General features: G+C 64.3%; 13 protein-coding genes. 7 read left to right on the plus strand and 6 right to left on the minus strand.

Features of this window, described 5'->3' with window-relative positions; all coding sequences use genetic code 11:
* Positions 1-119 precede the first annotated feature (119 nt).
* A complete protein-coding gene (locus C0Z16_RS00650; RefSeq protein WP_102630313.1) occupies positions 120-653 on the minus strand; it encodes a superoxide dismutase family protein in 534 nt (177 codons plus the stop codon).
* Positions 654-783: 130 nt separating this feature from the next.
* Positions 784-1,872: an iron-sulfur cluster carrier protein ApbC gene (apbC, locus tag C0Z16_RS00655; protein WP_102630314.1), complete on the minus strand. Its 1,089-nt coding sequence runs from the start codon at positions 1,870-1,872 to the stop codon at positions 784-786.
* 385 nt (positions 1,873-2,257) lie between these two features.
* On the opposite strand from apbC, the gene C0Z16_RS00660 reads away from it, so the two are divergent.
* A complete protein-coding gene (locus C0Z16_RS00660; protein ID WP_102630315.1) occupies positions 2,258-2,911 on the plus strand; it encodes an OmpA family protein in 654 nt (217 codons plus the stop codon).
* 399 nt (positions 2,912-3,310) lie between these two features.
* Positions 3,311-5,449, plus strand: coding sequence for a methionine--tRNA ligase (gene metG / locus C0Z16_RS00665; RefSeq protein ID WP_102630316.1), 2,139 nt, complete (start codon positions 3,311-3,313; stop codon positions 5,447-5,449).
* 143 nt (positions 5,450-5,592) lie between these two features.
* Here metG and C0Z16_RS00670 read toward each other — a convergent pair whose 3' ends face one another.
* On the minus strand, positions 5,593-10,146 hold the full coding sequence (locus tag C0Z16_RS00670) for a translocation/assembly module TamB domain-containing protein (RefSeq protein ID WP_102630317.1): 4,554 nt from the start codon (positions 10,144-10,146) through the stop codon (positions 5,593-5,595).
* Positions 10,147-10,174: 28 nt separating this feature from the next.
* Positions 10,175-12,031: an autotransporter assembly complex protein TamA gene (locus C0Z16_RS00675; RefSeq protein ID WP_102630318.1), complete on the minus strand. Its 1,857-nt coding sequence runs from the start codon at positions 12,029-12,031 to the stop codon at positions 10,175-10,177.
* A gap of 325 nt (positions 12,032-12,356) precedes the next feature.
* Here C0Z16_RS00675 and C0Z16_RS00680 point away from each other — a divergent pair, with 325 nt between their 5' ends.
* From C0Z16_RS00680 to panD, 4 genes are all read left to right on the plus strand, one after another.
* Positions 12,357-12,542, plus strand: coding sequence for a DUF3460 family protein (locus C0Z16_RS00680; protein ID WP_102630319.1), 186 nt, complete (start codon positions 12,357-12,359; stop codon positions 12,540-12,542).
* Between the two features lie 17 nt (positions 12,543-12,559).
* The gene (locus C0Z16_RS00685) at positions 12,560-13,429 is read left to right on the plus strand and encodes a segregation and condensation protein A (protein ID WP_102630320.1); all 870 of its coding nucleotides are present in this window, start codon (positions 12,560-12,562) and stop codon (positions 13,427-13,429) included.
* Positions 13,430-13,628: 199 nt separating this feature from the next.
* Complete coding sequence (panC, locus tag C0Z16_RS00690; protein WP_102630321.1) at positions 13,629-14,462, plus strand: pantoate--beta-alanine ligase; 834 nt, start codon at positions 13,629-13,631, stop codon at positions 14,460-14,462.
* 53 nt (positions 14,463-14,515) lie between these two features.
* Positions 14,516-14,902: an aspartate 1-decarboxylase gene (gene panD / locus C0Z16_RS00695; protein WP_094783245.1), complete on the plus strand. Its 387-nt coding sequence runs from the start codon at positions 14,516-14,518 to the stop codon at positions 14,900-14,902.
* Positions 14,903-15,084: 182 nt separating this feature from the next.
* Here panD and C0Z16_RS00700 read toward each other — a convergent pair whose 3' ends face one another.
* Complete coding sequence (locus tag C0Z16_RS00700; protein WP_102630322.1) at positions 15,085-15,723, minus strand: ParA family protein; 639 nt, start codon at positions 15,721-15,723, stop codon at positions 15,085-15,087.
* A gap of 258 nt (positions 15,724-15,981) precedes the next feature.
* Between C0Z16_RS00700 and C0Z16_RS00705 the strand changes: the two genes are divergently transcribed.
* A complete protein-coding gene (locus C0Z16_RS00705) occupies positions 15,982-16,401 on the plus strand; it encodes a PaaI family thioesterase (RefSeq protein ID WP_102630323.1) in 420 nt (139 codons plus the stop codon).
* Positions 16,402-16,563: 162 nt separating this feature from the next.
* Here C0Z16_RS00705 and C0Z16_RS00710 read toward each other — a convergent pair whose 3' ends face one another.
* Positions 16,564-16,980 (minus strand): DoxX family protein, encoded by a 417-nt coding sequence (locus tag C0Z16_RS00710; RefSeq protein WP_102630324.1) that lies wholly within the window; start codon positions 16,978-16,980, stop codon positions 16,564-16,566.
* Positions 16,981-17,072 lie beyond the last annotated feature (92 nt).

Below are 17,072 nucleotides of genomic sequence, written 5' to 3' on the forward strand. Positions count from 1 at the left end.
CGCTGGCCGGGCACCGCGGCGAAAGGCGCTTATTTTACGCGATCACGAGGATGCTGCCGCACATGCGGCCCGCCGGGGAGGTAACCCTTGGCAACCCGCGGCAACCCCGCGGCGATCGCTCATTGGCGGATCACACCGCAAGCTAGCGCGGCACCAGCGCCATGCTGCGGATAAGCGTAAGGATCTGTCGCGTCGTGATGCAGCAGGACCGCGCGTTGCAACACCGAACGGATGCCGTCGAGCGAGACGTCCGGAGCGACGATGAAGCCGGTCGCCACGCCGTTTGCGTCCGCGTGAATGTTGCCGAGATCGCCTTCGACGCGCGCGCCCGCTTTCAGACGCTCGGCGGCCGGCGAGAACAGCTGGCCGGCGCTGGAGCCGTCGGTGGCGTTGCAGTCGCCGCGCTCGTGGACTTGCAGCGCGTGATCGCTATTGGGCGGCAAGCCCGCGAGGTTGTAGGTGACCTGCACGCCGTCCGAGCGCTCGATGAACGTAACGAGGCCGCGCGCCTGATTGCCCACGGTGGGCAGCAACTGCGCGTCGGCGCGCTTTTCCTGTGGTCTCAGGAATGCGCTGCAGCCGCATAACAGCACGCTGCTGGCAGCCAGCACGATGAACGCATGCACCGCCTGCCCGTCGATTCGTTTTCCCATGCGATCCTCTTGCCGGCTGGTGGCCGCCCCTGCGGCCGCCGAGCCGAACTTGTGAAGTCGACATGATACCGCGAGACAAGGCGCAAATAGACGCCTCGGCCCCCGCCTGGCCCGTCGTCCGAACGGCTCGTCAGGTGTTCTGCACGACGATGCTGGGAAACCTGGACGTCATGTCGCGGGCGCGTTCGGCGATATGCACCGCCACCTTGCGCGCGATCGTCCGATAGATCTGCGCGATGCGCCCTTGCGGATCGGCCACGACGGTCGGCCGGCCCGAGTCGGCCTGCTCGCGGATCGTGATGTCGAGCGGCAGGCTGCCGAGCACGTCGACGCCATACTCCTTGCCCATCCGCTCGCCGCCGCCCGCGCCGAAGATATGCTCTTCATGGCCGCAGTTCGAGCAGATATGCATGGCCATATTCTCGACAATGCCAAGGATCGGAATGCCGACTTTTTCGAACATCTTCAGGCCCTTACGGGCATCGAGCAGCGCAATGTCCTGCGGCGTCGTGACGATTACGGCGCCGGTCACGGGCACGCGTTGCGAGAGCGTCAATTGAATATCGCCGGTGCCCGGCGGCATGTCGACGATCAGGTAGTCGAGATCGCGCCAATTGGTCTGCCGCAGCAGTTGCTCGAGCGCGGAGGTGGCCATCGGACCGCGCCACACCATCGGGTTGTCCTGCTCGATCAGAAAGCCGATGGAGTTGGCCTGCAGGCCATGCCCGGTCATCGGATTCATGGTCTTCTCGTCGGGCGATTCCGGGCGCCCTTCGATGCCGAGCATCAAGGGCAGTGACGGTCCGTAGATGTCCGCGTCGAGTATGCCGACCGACGCGCCCTCGCTCGCCAGCGCGAGCGCGAGGTTCACAGCGGTCGTGCTCTTGCCGACGCCGCCCTTTCCTGACGCCACCGCCACGATGTTTTTAACGTTCGGCAAGAGTTTCACGCCGCGCTGCACGGTATGCGCGGCGATTTCCTGCGACACCTGAATGTGCGCCTGCGCCACGTTGGGCACGGTCTGCAGCGCCTCCGCGAACTGTTTGCGGATCGCATCGAACTGACGCATGGCCGGATAGCCGAGTATCACCGCGACACTAACCGTGTCACCCTCCACGGCGACGTTTTTGATGTTCCTGGCAGCGGCATACGGCCGGCCAGTGTTGGGGTCAGTGACGGCTGCGAGCGCAGCGTCGACCAAAGCCCGATCGATACTCATTGGCACTCCGAGGGAACACTTGCGGCGCGGCGGAATCGAAGTCTCGGCCGCGCGCCAGAATTTGAAAGAAATTGTTAGACAGCATTGCGAAAACCGGTCGTGCCGGGCACCCTTCGGGCAGGCGGACCGCCGGGGACGCATCGCTGCGTGCGCCAGTCATTATTGTAGTGGCTCGCGTCAAGCCCTGCCGGAAGACCCTTCTTCACTGTCGGACCGGGACTGAAGAACGGCCTTAGGTTTTCCGCCGGGGTTCCCCGTATTGTCGAGCAGTCTGCTTTGCTGCCGTGACGTTCGCCGTCCAGGCTTAACGCTGCGGAATGCTTCACCCGCGCGCTTCATTTGCGCGCTTATTCGCGTTATTCGCTTCACTCGAGAGGAATCAAAAATGAATGCAAAAATCATGACTCGCCTGGCTGTTCTGGCCGTTGCCGGCTCCGTGCTGGCAGGCTGCGCTAGCCAACAGGGCACCAACACGGCCGTGGGCACGGGCGTGGGCGCCGGCACCGGCGCGGCACTGGGCGCAATCTTCGGCGGCGGCAAGGGCGCAGCGATTGGCGCCGGGGTCGGCGCCGCGGTGGGCGGCATTACCGGCTACAACTGGCAAGCCATTCACAACAAGCTGTCGGGCGCTACCAAGGGTACCGGCACGCAGATCACCGAGCAGCCGGACGGCTCGCTCAAGCTCAACATCCCGAGCTCGGTCACGTTCGACACCAACAGCTACGCCATCAAGCCGTCGTTCGCGCCGGTGCTGGATCAGTTGACGCAAACGTTGCAGCAGAATCCGGAAGTGGTCGCCCAGGTGGTCGGCCATACGGACAGCACCGGCCAGCCGGCTTATAACCAGACGCTGTCGGTCAATCGCGCGCAAAGCGTGACGGGCTACCTGGCGCAACGCGGCGTCGCGCCGCAGCGTCTGTCGGCAGAAGGCATGGGTCAGAACCAGCCGATCGCCGACAACAATACCGAAGCCGGTCGTGCAGCTAACCGCCGCGTGGAAATCTATCTGCGCGCGACGGCTCAGCACGCCACGCAGTAATCGCAGAGCAGCAGCGTAGAAGAAATTGGGGGTCGGGCGAAAGTCGCGCCGGCCTCCGGCGAGCCGTCCATTCGAGCGTTTCGCCTGCGGCCATCGGGTCGGGATCAAGCCGTGAAATGCGCAGCGAAGAAAATCTCGCACGAGGACGAAAAAATTTCGAACTCTGCCGAAAATCCGCTGTCTCTCTTTACGGTACGTGGTTGGCAATGCCGCCGCGTCACCATTCTCCTCTTGTCGTTGTTGCTCCGGGGTTAATCGCCCCGGTTTTTTTTGGGCGCTCGCTTTTCGCACCGTCCGGTGCGCCACGACAAAGCCGCAGCCCGGCGCGAGCCCGCGCGCAGCGGGTGGCCGCCCTGCTAGAATCGACATTTCGTCCCACCGCAGGCTCCCACCATCCTTATGTCAGCACCCGCAACCGATCTCTCCGCAGGCGCGCCGTCGGGCCGCCGCCAGATTCTCGTCACGTCGGCCCTTCCCTATGCGAACGGGCAAATCCATATTGGCCATCTGGTCGAATATATTCAGACGGACATCTGGGTCCGCACGCTGCGAATGCACGGGCACGAGGTCTACTACGTGGGCGCCGACGACACACACGGCACGCCGGTCATGCTGCGCGCGGAAAAGGAAGGTGTAACGCCGAAGCAGCTGATCGACCGCGTCTGGCAGGAGCACAAGCGCGATTTCGATAGCTTCGGCATCTCGTTCGACAACTATTATTCGACCGATTCCCAGGAGAACCGCGTTCTCAGCGAGAACGTCTATCTTGCGCTCAAGGACGCGGGCCTGATCGAGGCGCGCGACATCGAACAGGCATACGACCCGGTCAAGGAAATGTTCCTGCCGGACCGCTTTATCAAGGGCGAATGTCCGAAATGTGGCGCGAAAGACCAATACGGCGACAGCTGCGAAGTATGCGGCTCGACTTATCTGCCTACTGAACTGGTCAATCCGTATTCGGTGGTGTCGGGCGCCACGCCGATTCGCAAGACGTCCACGCATTACTTCTTCCGCCTCTCCGATCCGCGCTGCGAAAACTTCCTGCGCGCGTGGGTGGGCGGGCTCGCGCAGCCGGAAGCAACCAACAAGATGCGCGAGTGGCTTGGCGACGCCGGCGAAGCGAAGCTCGCCGACTGGGATATTTCGCGAGACGCGCCCTATTTCGGCTTCGAAATTCCTGGCGCGCCGGGCAAGTATTTCTACGTGTGGCTGGATGCGCCGGTCGGCTACTACGCGAGTTTCAAGAACCTCGCGGAAAAGCGCGGGCTCGACTTCGACGCGTGGGTTCGCCAGGGATCGAAGGCCGAGCAGTATCACTTCATCGGCAAAGACATTCTGTATTTCCACACGCTGTTCTGGCCGGCAATGCTCGAGTTCTCCGGCCATCGCACGCCGACCAACGTGTTCGCGCATGGCTTTTTGACCGTGGACGGCGCGAAGATGTCGAAGTCGCGCGGCACTTTCATCACCGCGCAAAGCGTGATCGAAACGGGGCTGAATCCGGAATGGCTGCGCTACTACTTCGCCGCCAAGCTGAACAGCACGATGGAAGACCTCGACCTGAGCCTCGACGACTTCCAGGCACGCGTGAACAGCGATCTGGTCGGCAAATACGTGAACATTGCGAGCCGCGCCGCCGGCTTCCTCATCAAGCGCTTCGACGGCTGCGTGCAGGACAGCGCGATGCAGCATCCGCTGCTCGCCTCGCTGCGCGCCGCCGTACCGCAAATCGCCGCGAACTACGAGGCTCGCGAGTACAACCGCGCGCTGCGTCAGACTATGGACCTGGCCGACGCGGTCAACGCATACGTCGACACCGCCAAGCCATGGGATCAGGCCAAGGACCCGGCCAACGCGGTCGCGCTGCACGAAACCTGCAGCGTCAGCATCGAGGCGTTCCGCCTGCTGTCGCTGGCGCTCAAGCCCGTGCTGCCGAAGCTCGCGGAAGCGGTCGAAGCCTTCCTCGGCATCGAGCCGCTCGTGTGGGCCGACGCCAACGTGCCGCTAAGTTCCACCCGCCCGATCAACGCGTATAAGCATTTGATGACGCGCGTCGATCCGAAGCAGATCGAAGCGTTGCTCGCAGCCAATCGCGACTCGCTGCAAGCCACGCCGGAAGCGGGTGCCCCGGCCGCCGACGCGAAGACCAAGTCCAAAGCGGCGAAGACTGTCGCCGCGGACAAGGACGAAGCGCCCGAAATCATTTCGATCGACGACTTCGCGAAGATCGATCTGCGCGTGGCGAAGATTGTCGACTGCAAGGCGGTGGAAGGTTCGGACAAGCTGCTGCAACTCACGCTCGACGTCGGCGAGGAGAAAACGCGCAATGTATTTTCAGGCATCAAATCGGCGTATCAGCCGGAGCAGCTGATCGGCAAGCTGACGGTGATGGTCGCAAACCTCGCGCCGCGCAAGATGAAGTTCGGCCTGTCGGAAGGCATGGTGCTGGCGGCATCGGCGGCGGACGAGAAAGCCGAACCGGGCCTCTATGTGCTTGAGCCGGACAGCGGCGCGAAGCCGGGCATGCGCGTGAAGTAACGCGCCAGCGCTTACCCAGACTTCAGCCGCAACAAGCAGGACGGCACGCTGTAAAAGGCGTGCTTTTTTTTCCTGCTTCTTTTTTATGGGCCGAGCACGCGATCTTCAAGACAGCCAGAGCGGCAAGAAGGGACGCAAGCACATCACCACTTGATCCGATCATAGCGCCGTGTATAAAGCAGCTCGACTCCCTCGAACGTGCCGCCGTAGGCCGCAACCGACCAGTAGCGCGTGAGGTTGACCGTCGCCTTGATCGCGTTGCTTGCTGACTGCAGCCCTTGCTCATAGCCGATTACGAGCCATTCGTTGATCGCCTTCGACACCATCACCACCTGCGGATCGGTCAGACCGACTTCGCTGCGGCCAATCGAAAACTCGTCGAGCCCGAAAGTCTGCGCGATCCGCTTGCCGCTCGCGCTGCCGAGCAATGCGAGCGCCGTCGTCATCGTGCTTTGTTGGCCGAGGTTGTTGCCCTGATCGGTGCCGTGGCCGAACAGCAGCCAGGAGAGTTTTTCGTTATCCGGCACGTTGGGCTCGGACACGAGTTTCGCGACCGGGAAGTTAACTGTGCCCGTGACCTGCACGCCCGCCTCGACCTGCTGATTGCGGCGCATCGCCAGGATGTTGATGCCCGGATTCGCCACCGGCCCGTTGAACGTGAAGAAGCCGTTCTCGATATTGAGCTTGCGGCCGAACGCGGTGTAGGTCGAGCCCGGCGTCACCCGCACGTTGCCGACCGCGCGCAGCGGCAGGTTCGGCGCGCTCATCGCGGTGATCGTGCCGGTCAGCCCGAGGTCGGCGCCTTGCCCGCGGAAACGGAAGCTGTTGCCGAGGCCGATGTCGATGTTGGCGCGCGGCGCGAACGGACCGATCGGCTTGTTGCTGCCTGGCAGGGGCCGCGGCCGCTCGCCGGCCACGGTGCCGTCCGGCCGCACGACCACCACGTCGTCGCCGAGCTTAGGCGCCGATTTCTCCGGCATGTCGAACAACGCGTGATCGACGACGAATTTGCCGTTGATCGCCATGCCGCCCTGTGCGCCCGCATTCGCGACGCTCGCGCTGCCCGTCAGCGACAAATTGCGGTCTGGCGCGGCGAACAATTCGAGCTTGTCCGCGACGATGCTCGCCGTCAGATCGGGCTGCGCGCCGTCCAGACGCACCCGGCCGGTCGCGCGCAATGTGCCGCTCGCGCCGTGGAATTCGACCTGCTGGAAGTCCACCAGATTCTGCGACAGCGCGATGCGCACGACGCCGTCCTTCAACTGCACGCCCTGATCGACAAGCGTCGCGGAGAGGTTGTCGCCGAGCAGCGAACCCGTCAGATTCGGCTTGGCGACGGTGCCGCCAAGCGCGAGCTTCAGCGCGAGATGGCCGTCGAGCAGGTAACTCGGGCCGAATAGCCCGCCGGTCGTTTTCAGCGACGGCACGTTCGCGTTGACATTGCCGGTGAGCGCGCCTTCCTCGTTGACGGTCAGGAAGCCGTCGCGCGCCACCAGCGTGGTGTGCGCGTCGGCGTCGACCACGCCGATGCGGCTCGCCTGCGCATGCACCGTCGCGTTGAGACGATTGCCGCCGCTGAACTCGGCGCGCGCGGCGATATCCGAAACTCCCAGCGATGCGAGGCCGCGACCGATTTCAACCGTGACATCGCCGCTGCGGCGCTTCAACTGGATGTGGCCGCTCGCCGTCGTGCCGAGCGCGAAGTCCCAGTCGCCGTCGAATATCAGATCGGTCTTGACAGCCGGCGGGGTGCCGGTGATCTCGCGCCGCAAATCCTGTAGACGTGCGACCGAAATGCCGGTCAGGCTGCCCGCCGATTGAACCCTGCCGTGGTCGAAAGCGAACGACTTCAGGCTCAGCACCGCGCCTTCGAGCGTGAGCCGCGTCGCGCCGAGCGTCAGACGGCGAGGCCCGGCGCTTATGGCAAGCGGCGACTCCAGATTCAGTGCCGGCGTGCCACGGTTTTGCAGACGGGTCACCGTGCCGTCCCAACGCGTGCCGTCGCGCGCTTCAGTGAGCTTGCCGTTGGCCGCGAGCGTCAGATCCAGCGGACGGTCCTGCAGCTTGCCGGTAGCCGCGGCTTCGAGCGAATGACTGGCGCGCGTGCCGGTCAGACGCGCTGTGAGCGTGGCTAGATCGACGCCGCCCGCGCTCACATTGCGCGCGTCCGTCGTGAAGACGAGCGCACCGTTCGCGCCGTCGCGCAACTCGGCGTGACCTTCCGCGTGACCGATGCGGTTACTGCTCAACACGACGCTGTCGGCCTTGTAGTTCAGCACCACATTCGGATGCGCGAACGAACCGGTGAGGTCGCCATCCGCGGCGACGAGACCGGCGAGGCCAAAGCCCAGGCGCTCGAGCGCGGGTGCGTCGATGCGAAACCGCAAGCGGTCGCCGCGCGCGCCGAAGCTGCCTTGCAGATCCACCTGATTGCCCGCCACTGACAGGTTTGCGCGGCTCGGCAAGATTCGCGAGCCCGCCAGTTGCACTGTGCCGCTACCGGTGAGCGGCAGACCATCGTAGACGCTCGGGCCCAGCTTGAATTCGGCCTTGGTGGTGAAGACCGGCGCTAGCATGCCGGTCGCGGACAGCGTGCCGTTGACTTTCGCCTCGATCTTGCGCGCTGTCGCCGCGCCGCGTTTCGGCGCGGGCGTCTTGCGCTGGATCACTTCCGTTTTCACGACGGCCTTGCCGGTGTTTCGGACGGCAGCGGCGGCTTTGTCAGCCGGGGCCGCGCTTTTTGCGCCGGCCGTGCTGCCCGCTTCCGCGGCGGCCTGCGCAGCCAGCTTGCTCTTGGCGGCGCTGTGCGGCGCCGCCGGCCCGCTGACCGGCGTGCGCGACGGCATCTGCGACGTCAGCGTCAACGGATCGAAATCGGTCAGTTGCGCCTTGAGGTTATAGGTGGAATTCGCGTCGTGCTTGAGCGCGCCGGACAGATCGATGCGGCCTTTGCCCGACGTGATGCGCACGTCGTTGAAGCTCATCCGCGCCGGGTCCATGGTGAGCTTGCCCTGCGCGCGCAGCGCCGCTTTCGGATCGGCCAGATCGAGCGTGATGCTTTGGATGTCGTCGTTGAGACGGATGCCGACTGGCCCGGAAAGCTGCGTGGGCCGCACCGTGGCCTCGAGCGCGTTCAGGTCCAGACCGGCGACCTGCAGATCGAACTGCCCGCGCTTGCCTGTCAGCACGCCGCCGCCCGTGAGCGTGGCGCTTTTCACGAGCCGTACCGCGAGGTTCGAGACGCGCTGCGCCTGGGCGTCGAGGCGGACGTCGGCGTTGGCGTCGATGAGCGGCAGGAGGTTTTGATCGATTGCGCCGGGGCGGGCGTTGACGATCGAAATGTGGCCAGCGACGGCGAAGCCGGTGGGCGTTTTGTCGGTGCCGGTTTTGTCGGCGGTGCCGCGGTGGTCGGCGCTTGCGGGATGTTCTGCGGTGGAGCGTTGCGCGGGACCGGTTGGAGTGGTCGCACTGGCGTTGCTGGCCGCATGGGTGGCGCTGGTGGCGCTGGTGGCGTTAGTGGCGGGGGTGGCGTTTGTGGCGTTTGTGGCGTTTGTGGCGTTACTGGCGCTGGTGGTCTTGGTGGCCCTAGTGGCGCTGGCTGCGTTGTTCGCGCTCGTTGCACTGGTGGCGCTCGCTGCGTGGCTGGCGCTGGTGGCGTTAGTAGCGCTGGCCGCGCTGGTGACGCCTACGCCACTGCCTGCCCCACCCGCGCCCCCCTCCTGCCCCACTGGTTGCAACTCCGCCCGCACGGCCAGATCGGCGAGCGGCGCTCCCGGCGCGAACGCCTGCGGATTGACATGATTGAAAGTAACCGTGGCGCGTTTCAAAGGCACGTCGCCGAACGGCGTGGCCTCGACCTGCGCGTGCCCGGCGAGCTTCATGCCGCTCGCATCCAGTTCCGCGACCAGGTTCTCCAGCGAGCCGCCCAGATGCCCGCCTACCTGCACCGCTTCGTCGTTGACTTTCCCCGAATAGCCGACGTCGCCAGTCAGTGAAAACGGCCTGACGCCGTCCAGTTTCGCCGAGGCCGTCACCGGGCCGAACGGCGTTTCGAGCCGCTCGATCGCGGCCTCGTGATGACGCCCGTCGCTGCGTCCATGAAAAGCGAAGCGCGAAAACTCGGTGGTCGACGTGCCCTGGCGCAACAGCAGCTTGTCCACCTGGACGTCGCGGATCTCCAGTTGCATCGGCAAGCGCAAGTCTTGCGGCAGCTTCAGCGGCTCGCTGCTGCTCGGCGACGAAGCGCCGATGCGCGCGTCCACCGTACCGATGTGCAGATAGTCGATCGTGAAGCGCCAAGGTTCGCGCGAGAGTCCCCAGCGGCCGGCCGCCCGGTCGATCTGGATGTCGGTGCCGCTGCCGTCGAGCGTGCGCCAGCGCACTGCCCGCAGCCGCACGCCGTTCGCGAGCGCCCCGCCTTCGAGCGTGCCACTCAGCTTGCCGCCCAGCAGCCTGACCGCCGCCTGCCATGCGTACGCGGTGCCGCGCTCGGTCGTGATCGCGCCGTAAAGCAGGCCGAGCGCCAGCGCAAGCAGCAACACCAGCACCGCGACCGTCCAGGCGAACGTTTTCAGCAGCACGCGGCCGACGCGGCGACGCTTCGCCGGCGGCGGTCCGGGCGGTCCAGGCGGTTGCGCACCAGGCGGTCTATCGCCGGGCGGCTGTGCGGGAGGCTGGGCGGAAACGTCCGTGGTCATGCGTGGTTCGGGTAAAAGGAGGTTTCCATCAGAAGGCGATGCCGAGCGTCAGATACGGCCGCACGCTCTTGTTGCGGATCCCGTAGGCCACATCGACATTGACCGGGCCGACCGGGCTGCGCCATCGCGCGCCGACGCCGACGCCCGGATAGAACACTTTTTCGCCCCACGTATCGGTGGCCGTGCCGACGTCGAAGAAGGCCGCCGCGCCCCAGTCGTGCGTGAACCAGTGCTGGTATTCCGCCGACGCCGTCACGAGATATTTGGTGGGCAGCACCGAGCCCTGAACGTTGTTACCGATGCTCTGATACCCATAGCCACGCACCGAGTTCGAGCCGCCGGCACGAAACAGCAGCGAAGCCGGAATGCCGCTTGAACTGCCGCTCGTGAACACGCCGCCGAGCTCGGCGCGAAACACCACGAGGTCTTCCTTGCCGATCGGCAGGTACTGCTGGCCGCGCGCGTAGCCGCGGACAAACGTCTGGTCCGTCAGCGCACCCTTGACCGCGAAACCGGCCTCAACGTGGATCAGGTTGCCTTTGCGCGGGAACAGCAGGTCGTCGGTATTACGCCGGGTCCACGACCACGACGGCACCAGCGCGCGGCTCGTGGTGGGCGCGCCCACGTTCTGATCGAGCCGGTCCTGGTAGAGCAGGATCGCATACGTGTAGTCGATGAATTGCGACGTGCGAGTGCGCTGCACACCGCCACGGATACTGTAGATGCGGGTGTCGGAAACGTCGGTGGTCGTGTAGGACGCCAGCACGCTATTGGTCCATGCGCGCGGCCCCGGCGGCATCGCAAGCTGGATCTGGCCGTATTGCTGGACCTGATCGATGCGGCCGTCGATAGTGAACGGCCAGGCCTTGCCGAACGTGTTCAGATACGAATACGAGCCGCGCACCAGCGCACCGTTATCCGTCGAGTAGCCGACACCGCCGCGAATGCTGTTGTACGGGTACTCGGACACCTTCACATGCAACGGCGTTTCGACCGGCTTCTCGGGGTCGCTGTCCACGTCGATCGCGACGCTCGCGTAGTACGGCGTGTTTTGCAACTGCCGCTGCAATTCGGCGATGCGCTGCAGGTCGTAAATGTCGCCCACCGAAATCGGATTCACATTGTCGACGATCTGTTCGGGATAGCGCCGCGTGCCCGACACGTCGAGCTTGCCCATCGTGAAGGTCGGCCCGCTCTCATAGGCGACCGACAGCTTCGCCTCGTGCGTGCGCGGATCGACGCGCGCCTCCGAGTGATAGATCTTCGCGCCCAGATAGCGGCGCGCCTGCAACGCCTTCAGCGACGCGTTCTTCGCGTCGTCCCATGCGCCCTGCGAGAACGAATCGCCTTCGCGCAGCGAAAAGGCGAAGCGCGCGGCGTTTTCCTGCGCGGGGTCCTCGGTCAGCACCGGGCCGCGGAACGACAGCGAAACCGACGTGATAAGGGTTTGCGGTCCGGGATCGACGCTCACGGTGACGTGCTTCGTGTTGTCGACGGTGCGCACGTCGGTGCGTACGACCGGCGTGAAATAGCCCTGCGTAGCAGTCAGATCGCGTACCTGCTGCGGCGTGGCGGTGATCAGAAACTCAAACTGGTCGTCGCTGATGTCGGGGCGCTTCGCGAACCGCGCGATATCGAGATGCTCCTGGAGCAACTTGCGCAGAGAGCGCGGCGAGGCTTCGACATCGACCTTGTAGCTCGCCGCCGCGCGCGCAGCGTAAGCATGGCCGCCGGCCAGCGTCAGCATCACAATGCCGAACGCAAACCATGTGCGCAGCCAGCGCCGCATCGGCCAGGTGTTGTCCCGCACCGGCCGCGGCGCTTCGCCTGCCTCCGCGGCTTCGCCGTGCCGCACACGCGGCTTTTCGATCGCACACCCCGCCAAGCAGGACCTCCGGCCATGGTTGATGAATTTTGTCGTTCGGGCGCGCAGTGCCGCCGAAGCTCGCTATTTGACCACATTGGCAACGCTGCGCTATCTCTAAACGCGCCCGCCGCGCATGGCGCGGGACCCGGCGCGCCCGCCTTTGACGCGCCGTGCTGCGTGTGGGTTCCCGCCACGCGGGCTAATCACGCATCGCACGCAGAACGTACGGTCTCAGCGGGGTTTTTCGACCACACGCGGCGCATGCGCTAAAATCGCGAAATATAGCGGCGCTCGCAGACAAACTAACGGGCCGCCGCCATTCCCCAACCACGGACGTCGAGCCATGTATCAATCGGACATCACCCAGTTCCTGAACCAGCTCAAGCAACAGAAGCCCAACCTGGAAGCCGAGCAACGCCGCGGCCGGGCCCTGCTGTGGGACAAGCAGCCGGTCGACCTGGAAGAGCGCGCCGAGCAGAAAGCTTCGCGCGTCGAACAGACGCCTTACTCGTACTACCAGAACTTCTGAGCGCCTCGCCGCAACCGATGAGTCACGCCGACGAGGCACACGGCCCGGCTCGGCCTGACGCCGCGCTCGCCGCGCCCGCCACCGATTCGACGCCCGACACCGTCGACGGCATTGCTTTCGCGCGCCTGTACGGCGAGCCGCTCTTCAAGCTGCCGACCGACCTGTACATCCCGCCGGACGCGCTCGAGGTGTTTCTCGAAACGTTCGAGGGACCGCTGGATCTGTTGCTGTACCTGATCCGCAAGCAGAACTTCAACGTGCTCGACATCCCCATGGCGGATGTCACGGTGCAATACCTCGGCTACGTCGACCAGTTGCGCCAGACCAATCTCGAACTCGCGTCCGAATATCTGCTGATGGCCGCGATGCTGATCGAGATCAAGTCGCGCATGTTGCTGCCCGTCAAGAAGGCCGACAGCGGCGACGAAGCCGAAGACCCGCGCGCGGAACTGGTGCGGCGCCTGCTCGAATACGAGCAGATGAAGCTCGCCGCGCAGCGCATCGACCATTTGCCGCAACTCGGGCGCGACTTCCTGCGCGCCGACGTCTATATCGAGCAAAGCATCACGCCGCGCTTTCCGGACGTGAACAGCGAAGACCTGCGCGCCGCGTGGGCCGACGTGATCAAGCGCGCCAAGCTGGTTCAGCATCACAAGATTTCGCGTGAGGAACTGTCTGTGCGCGAGCATATGAGTTCGATCCTGCGGCAATTGCAGAACGCGCGCTTCATCGAGTTCTCCGACCTCTTCGACACGAGCAAGGGCGTGCCGGTCGTGGTGGTCAACTTCATTGCGATGCTCGAGTTGTGCCGTGAGTCGCTCATCGAAATCACCCAGGCCGAGCCGTTCGCACCGATCTATGTGCGCCTCGCCTACTTGCCGGCCTGATGCCGTCACCGGCGCACCGGGCCAGGCCTGCGTGCTCCGCGATGGCCGCCAACGCCTCGTTTCGGTGCGTCCGGCGGCCAAATCCACTACAATCCCGCGCTCCGAACCTGTCATTACCAGTGAGGCCGCGGGCCGCGCAGTAGCCTAAGGTCTTTGCGTCAACCCAGTCTCGCGCCGCGCGAGGAATCCCTGTCCGATCATGAAAGTCATCAGCTCGATCCATGAATTGCGCGACCAGTTGCGCGGCCAGAATCGCACTGCCTTTGTGCCGACCATGGGCAATCTGCATGAGGGCCATCTGTCGCTGATGCGCCTCGCGCGCCAGCACGGCGATCCGGTGGTGGCGAGCATTTTCGTCAATCGTCTGCAGTTCGGGCCGAACGAGGATTTCGACAAGTATCCGCGCACGCTCGAGGCCGATATCGAGAAGCTGCAAAAGGAAAACGTCTACGTGCTGTTCGCGCCGACCGAGCGCGATCTATATCCCGAGCCGCAGGAATATCGCGTGCACCCGCCGCACGATCTGGGCGATATCCTCGAAGGCGAATTCCGGCCGGGCTTCTTCGATGGTGTATGCACCGTCGTGATGAAGCTGATGTCGTGCGTGCAACCACGCGTGGCAGTGTTCGGCAAGAAGGATTATCAGCAGTTGATGATTGTGCGCCGTATGTGCCACCAGTTCGCCGTGCCGACCGATATCATCGCCGCCGAAACCGTGCGCGATACCGACGGCCTCGCGCTCAGCTCGCGAAATCGCTATCTGCAGGCGGCCGAGCGCGCCGAGGCGCCCATGCTGGCGGCCGAACTGAATCGCGTGCGCGACGCGGTGCTTTCCGGCGAACATGACTACCCTGCGCTCGAACGCGCGGCGATGGCTGCGCTGAGCGCGCGTGGCTGGCAGCCCGACTACGTCGCGGTGCGCAAGCGCTCGGATCTGCTGCCGCCAGGCCCGCAAGACGCGAACGCGGAACTGGTCGTGCTGGCCGCCGCCAAGCTGGGTGCGACCCGTCTTATCGATAACCTCGAAATCTGAAACTGTCCCAGACAGCGCAGACACGCGTAAGAAGCTATAAGGATTGACTGGCCATGCAACGCAACATGCTGAAGTCGAAAATTCACCGCGTCGCGGTCACGCACTGCGAGCTCCACTACGAAGGCTCGTGCGCGATCGACGAAGACTTGCTGGAAGCGGCGAACATCGTCGAAAACGAACGGATCGACATCTGGAACATCAACAATGGCGAGCGTTTCTCCACCTATGCGATCAAGGGTGAGCGCGGCAGCGGCATGATTTCGCTGAACGGCTCGGCGGCGCGGCGCGCGCAACTAGGCGACCTGGTGATCATCGCGGCCTTCGCGGTGGTGGATGAAGCGGAGCTGAAGGCGGGCTGGAAGCCGGACCTGGTTTTCGTCGACGAAAACAACCGGATCAAGGGCAGCCGCGACCACGTGCCCACGCAGAACTGGACCTGAGCGACGCCGCTCGCCTAAGTTTTGTTGCAACCGGGCACGGGGCTCTGTGGGCTTGGCCGGGTTAAGCGCGGCTCTTCGGCCCGGCTCCAGCGCCACGTGCCCTATTGAAGCGGGCGGCCATGCCGCCTTTCTCGGGCTGGCTCTGCCGCTTCGGCCTCATTCAGCAAGCGTCAGCATCGGCCTCATCCCTTCCTGCCAGCCCCGTTCGTCCACTCGATGATCGGCTGCCACTGCTCCAGGTCCTTCTCCACCCGGCTTTTGGCGACGTCCCACAACGTCAGACCGTGCGCCGCCAGTTGTACATAGTTCTGCGTGTCGCGCAGATAGCCGAGCACCGGCAGCTTCAGTCCCTCGACGAAACGATGCAACTGCTCCGCTGAGCGCGTGCGTGCATCCACGCGCATGCCGACCACGCCGATCTGGATGGCCCCTTTCCTGACCGCCTTTTCCTTCGCCAGCCGCTCGAGAAATTCCTGGGTGGCGAGAATATCGAACATCGACGGCTGCAGCGGCACGATCACCTTGTCGGCAAGTTCCAGCGCGATATTCATGCGGTTGCCGTGCAGGCCGGCCGGCGTATCGACAATCGCGTGCTCCAGGCCCTTGGGCGGCTTGGCGGGCGTTTCCGGGTTGACTTCCCACGTTTCGATGGCCGGCAACGTGTCCGGCCGCAATGACAGCCACGCGTGCGCCGACTGCTGCTTGTCCAGATCCGCGAGCGCCACCCACTCGCCGGTTGCGGCGAAATAACCGGCCAGATTGGTGGACAGCGTGCTTTTGCCCACACCGCCCTTCGGATTCGCCACCACGATTACCGTCATGAATACTCCCGGAAAGAAGGCTGGACGACGCCAGCCGGTTTGCCGCCTTCTGCTTTGACTTTTGCTTTGACTTTTACTTGAACTTTCTGCTTTGAGCGTCTGCCTTGGTCTGAAGCCGGGCGCACCGGTTTGCAGCCGTCTCAATTCGTCCACCGATCCAGCCGTTGATAATATCGACAAATGCAGCGAGGCCGAAGCCCCCGAACGGCTAATCGGCTGCCTGCATCACCGATTCAACCTTTCGAGGAAACCAACTTCATGAGCAAACTCCGTCCGGAATATACCGTCGAACGCCTGCACGAGCGTCAGAAGGGTACGCTGCCCGGCTTGCTGGGCGTGCATGTGCTGTCGCTGGATGAAGGAATGCTGAGCGCCGAACTGACCGTGCGGGCGGAGTTGCTCGCGCCGAATGGCTTCCTGCACGCGGCCACGGTAATCGGTCTGGCGGACACAGCTTGCGGCTACGCGTGCCTCGCGCATCTGCCGGAGACGGCGCGCAATTTCACGACCGTCGAGTTGAAGAGCAATTTTGTCGGCACCGCGAAGGAAGGCGCGATCCGCGCAGTCGCCAAGGGCGTGCACCTGGGCCGCAGCACGCAGGTATGGGACGCCACGGTCACCGACCCGAACGGCAAGACCATCGCTCTTTTTCGCTGCACGCAGATCGTGCTGTATTGACCCAGGCACCGAAAACTGCAAAAAGCGCGGCGCAACTCGGCGAACTTGCCATGAAAAAAGCACGCAGCCTGACGGCGCGTGCTTTTTCACATACTGCGTGGCTTGATGGGCTTTGTTATGCGGCAACCCGTGCCGCCCTGGCGCTTAGCGGCTTAGCGCCGATCAGGCAGCCGCCGCACTCGGTGCCTTCACGCCGCCCAGTGCGAACGCGCCGCCGCCAAGCAACGACTGCACGACGAGCGTGACCGCCCAGAACGCCGGATACTCCCAGCCGCCATGCGGCGAGCCGAAACCCCAGCCGTTATGCCAATGCGCGGACACCGCGCCGAGCATGAACGGCAGCAGCACGAGCGCGACCCAGCGCACCTGCACACCCAACAACAACGCAATAGCGCCGATCAATTCGACGAACGTCGTCACATAGGCGAGCCATCCCGGCAGTCCGAGCGACGCGAAGAACTGCGCGGTGCCGGGTAGCGTGAAGACGAAAATCTTTTGCAGGCTGTGCGCGAGGTACAGCACGCCAAGGGCGACACGCAAAATCAGGGCCGCCAGATCGGCGGAGCGGTTCGAGTTCATGACCAGTCCTTTGATGAGAGAAGGAGACGGCTCGCGACAAGCCGTCGATGTCCGTGACTTTATTCGAACCAATAGAAGGGAAAAACCGCCGC

It is taken from the genome of Paraburkholderia rhynchosiae (assembly GCF_002879865.1).
Lineage (GTDB): Bacteria > Pseudomonadota > Gammaproteobacteria > Burkholderiales > Burkholderiaceae > Paraburkholderia > Paraburkholderia rhynchosiae.

Bases quoted from the DNA above. Each gene is read 5' to 3' on its own strand.
- C0Z16_RS00700 (WP_102630322.1), bottom strand. From the start codon at position 15,723: ATGACGGTAATCGTGGTGGCGAATCCGAAGGGCGGTGTGGGCAAAAGC.
- C0Z16_RS00680 (WP_102630319.1), top strand. From the start codon at position 12,357: ATGTATCAATCGGACATCACCCAGTTCCTGAACCAGCTCAAGCAACAG.
- metG (WP_102630316.1), top strand. From the start codon at position 3,311: ATGTCAGCACCCGCAACCGATCTCTCCGCAGGCGCGCCGTCGGGCCGC.
- C0Z16_RS00685 (WP_102630320.1), top strand. From the start codon at position 12,560: ATGAGTCACGCCGACGAGGCACACGGCCCGGCTCGGCCTGACGCCGCG.
- C0Z16_RS00705 (WP_102630323.1), top strand. From the start codon at position 15,982: ATGAGCAAACTCCGTCCGGAATATACCGTCGAACGCCTGCACGAGCGT.
- C0Z16_RS00650 (WP_102630313.1), bottom strand. From the start codon at position 653: ATGGGAAAACGAATCGACGGGCAGGCGGTGCATGCGTTCATCGTGCTG.
- panC (WP_102630321.1), top strand. From the start codon at position 13,629: ATGAAAGTCATCAGCTCGATCCATGAATTGCGCGACCAGTTGCGCGGC.
- apbC (WP_102630314.1), bottom strand. From the start codon at position 1,872: ATGAGTATCGATCGGGCTTTGGTCGACGCTGCGCTCGCAGCCGTCACT.
- C0Z16_RS00710 (WP_102630324.1), bottom strand. From the start codon at position 16,980: ATGAACTCGAACCGCTCCGCCGATCTGGCGGCCCTGATTTTGCGTGTC.
- panD (WP_094783245.1), top strand. From the start codon at position 14,516: ATGCAACGCAACATGCTGAAGTCGAAAATTCACCGCGTCGCGGTCACG.
- C0Z16_RS00660 (WP_102630315.1), top strand. From the start codon at position 2,258: ATGAATGCAAAAATCATGACTCGCCTGGCTGTTCTGGCCGTTGCCGGC.
- C0Z16_RS00670 (WP_102630317.1), bottom strand. From the start codon at position 10,146: ATGACCACGGACGTTTCCGCCCAGCCTCCCGCACAGCCGCCCGGCGAT.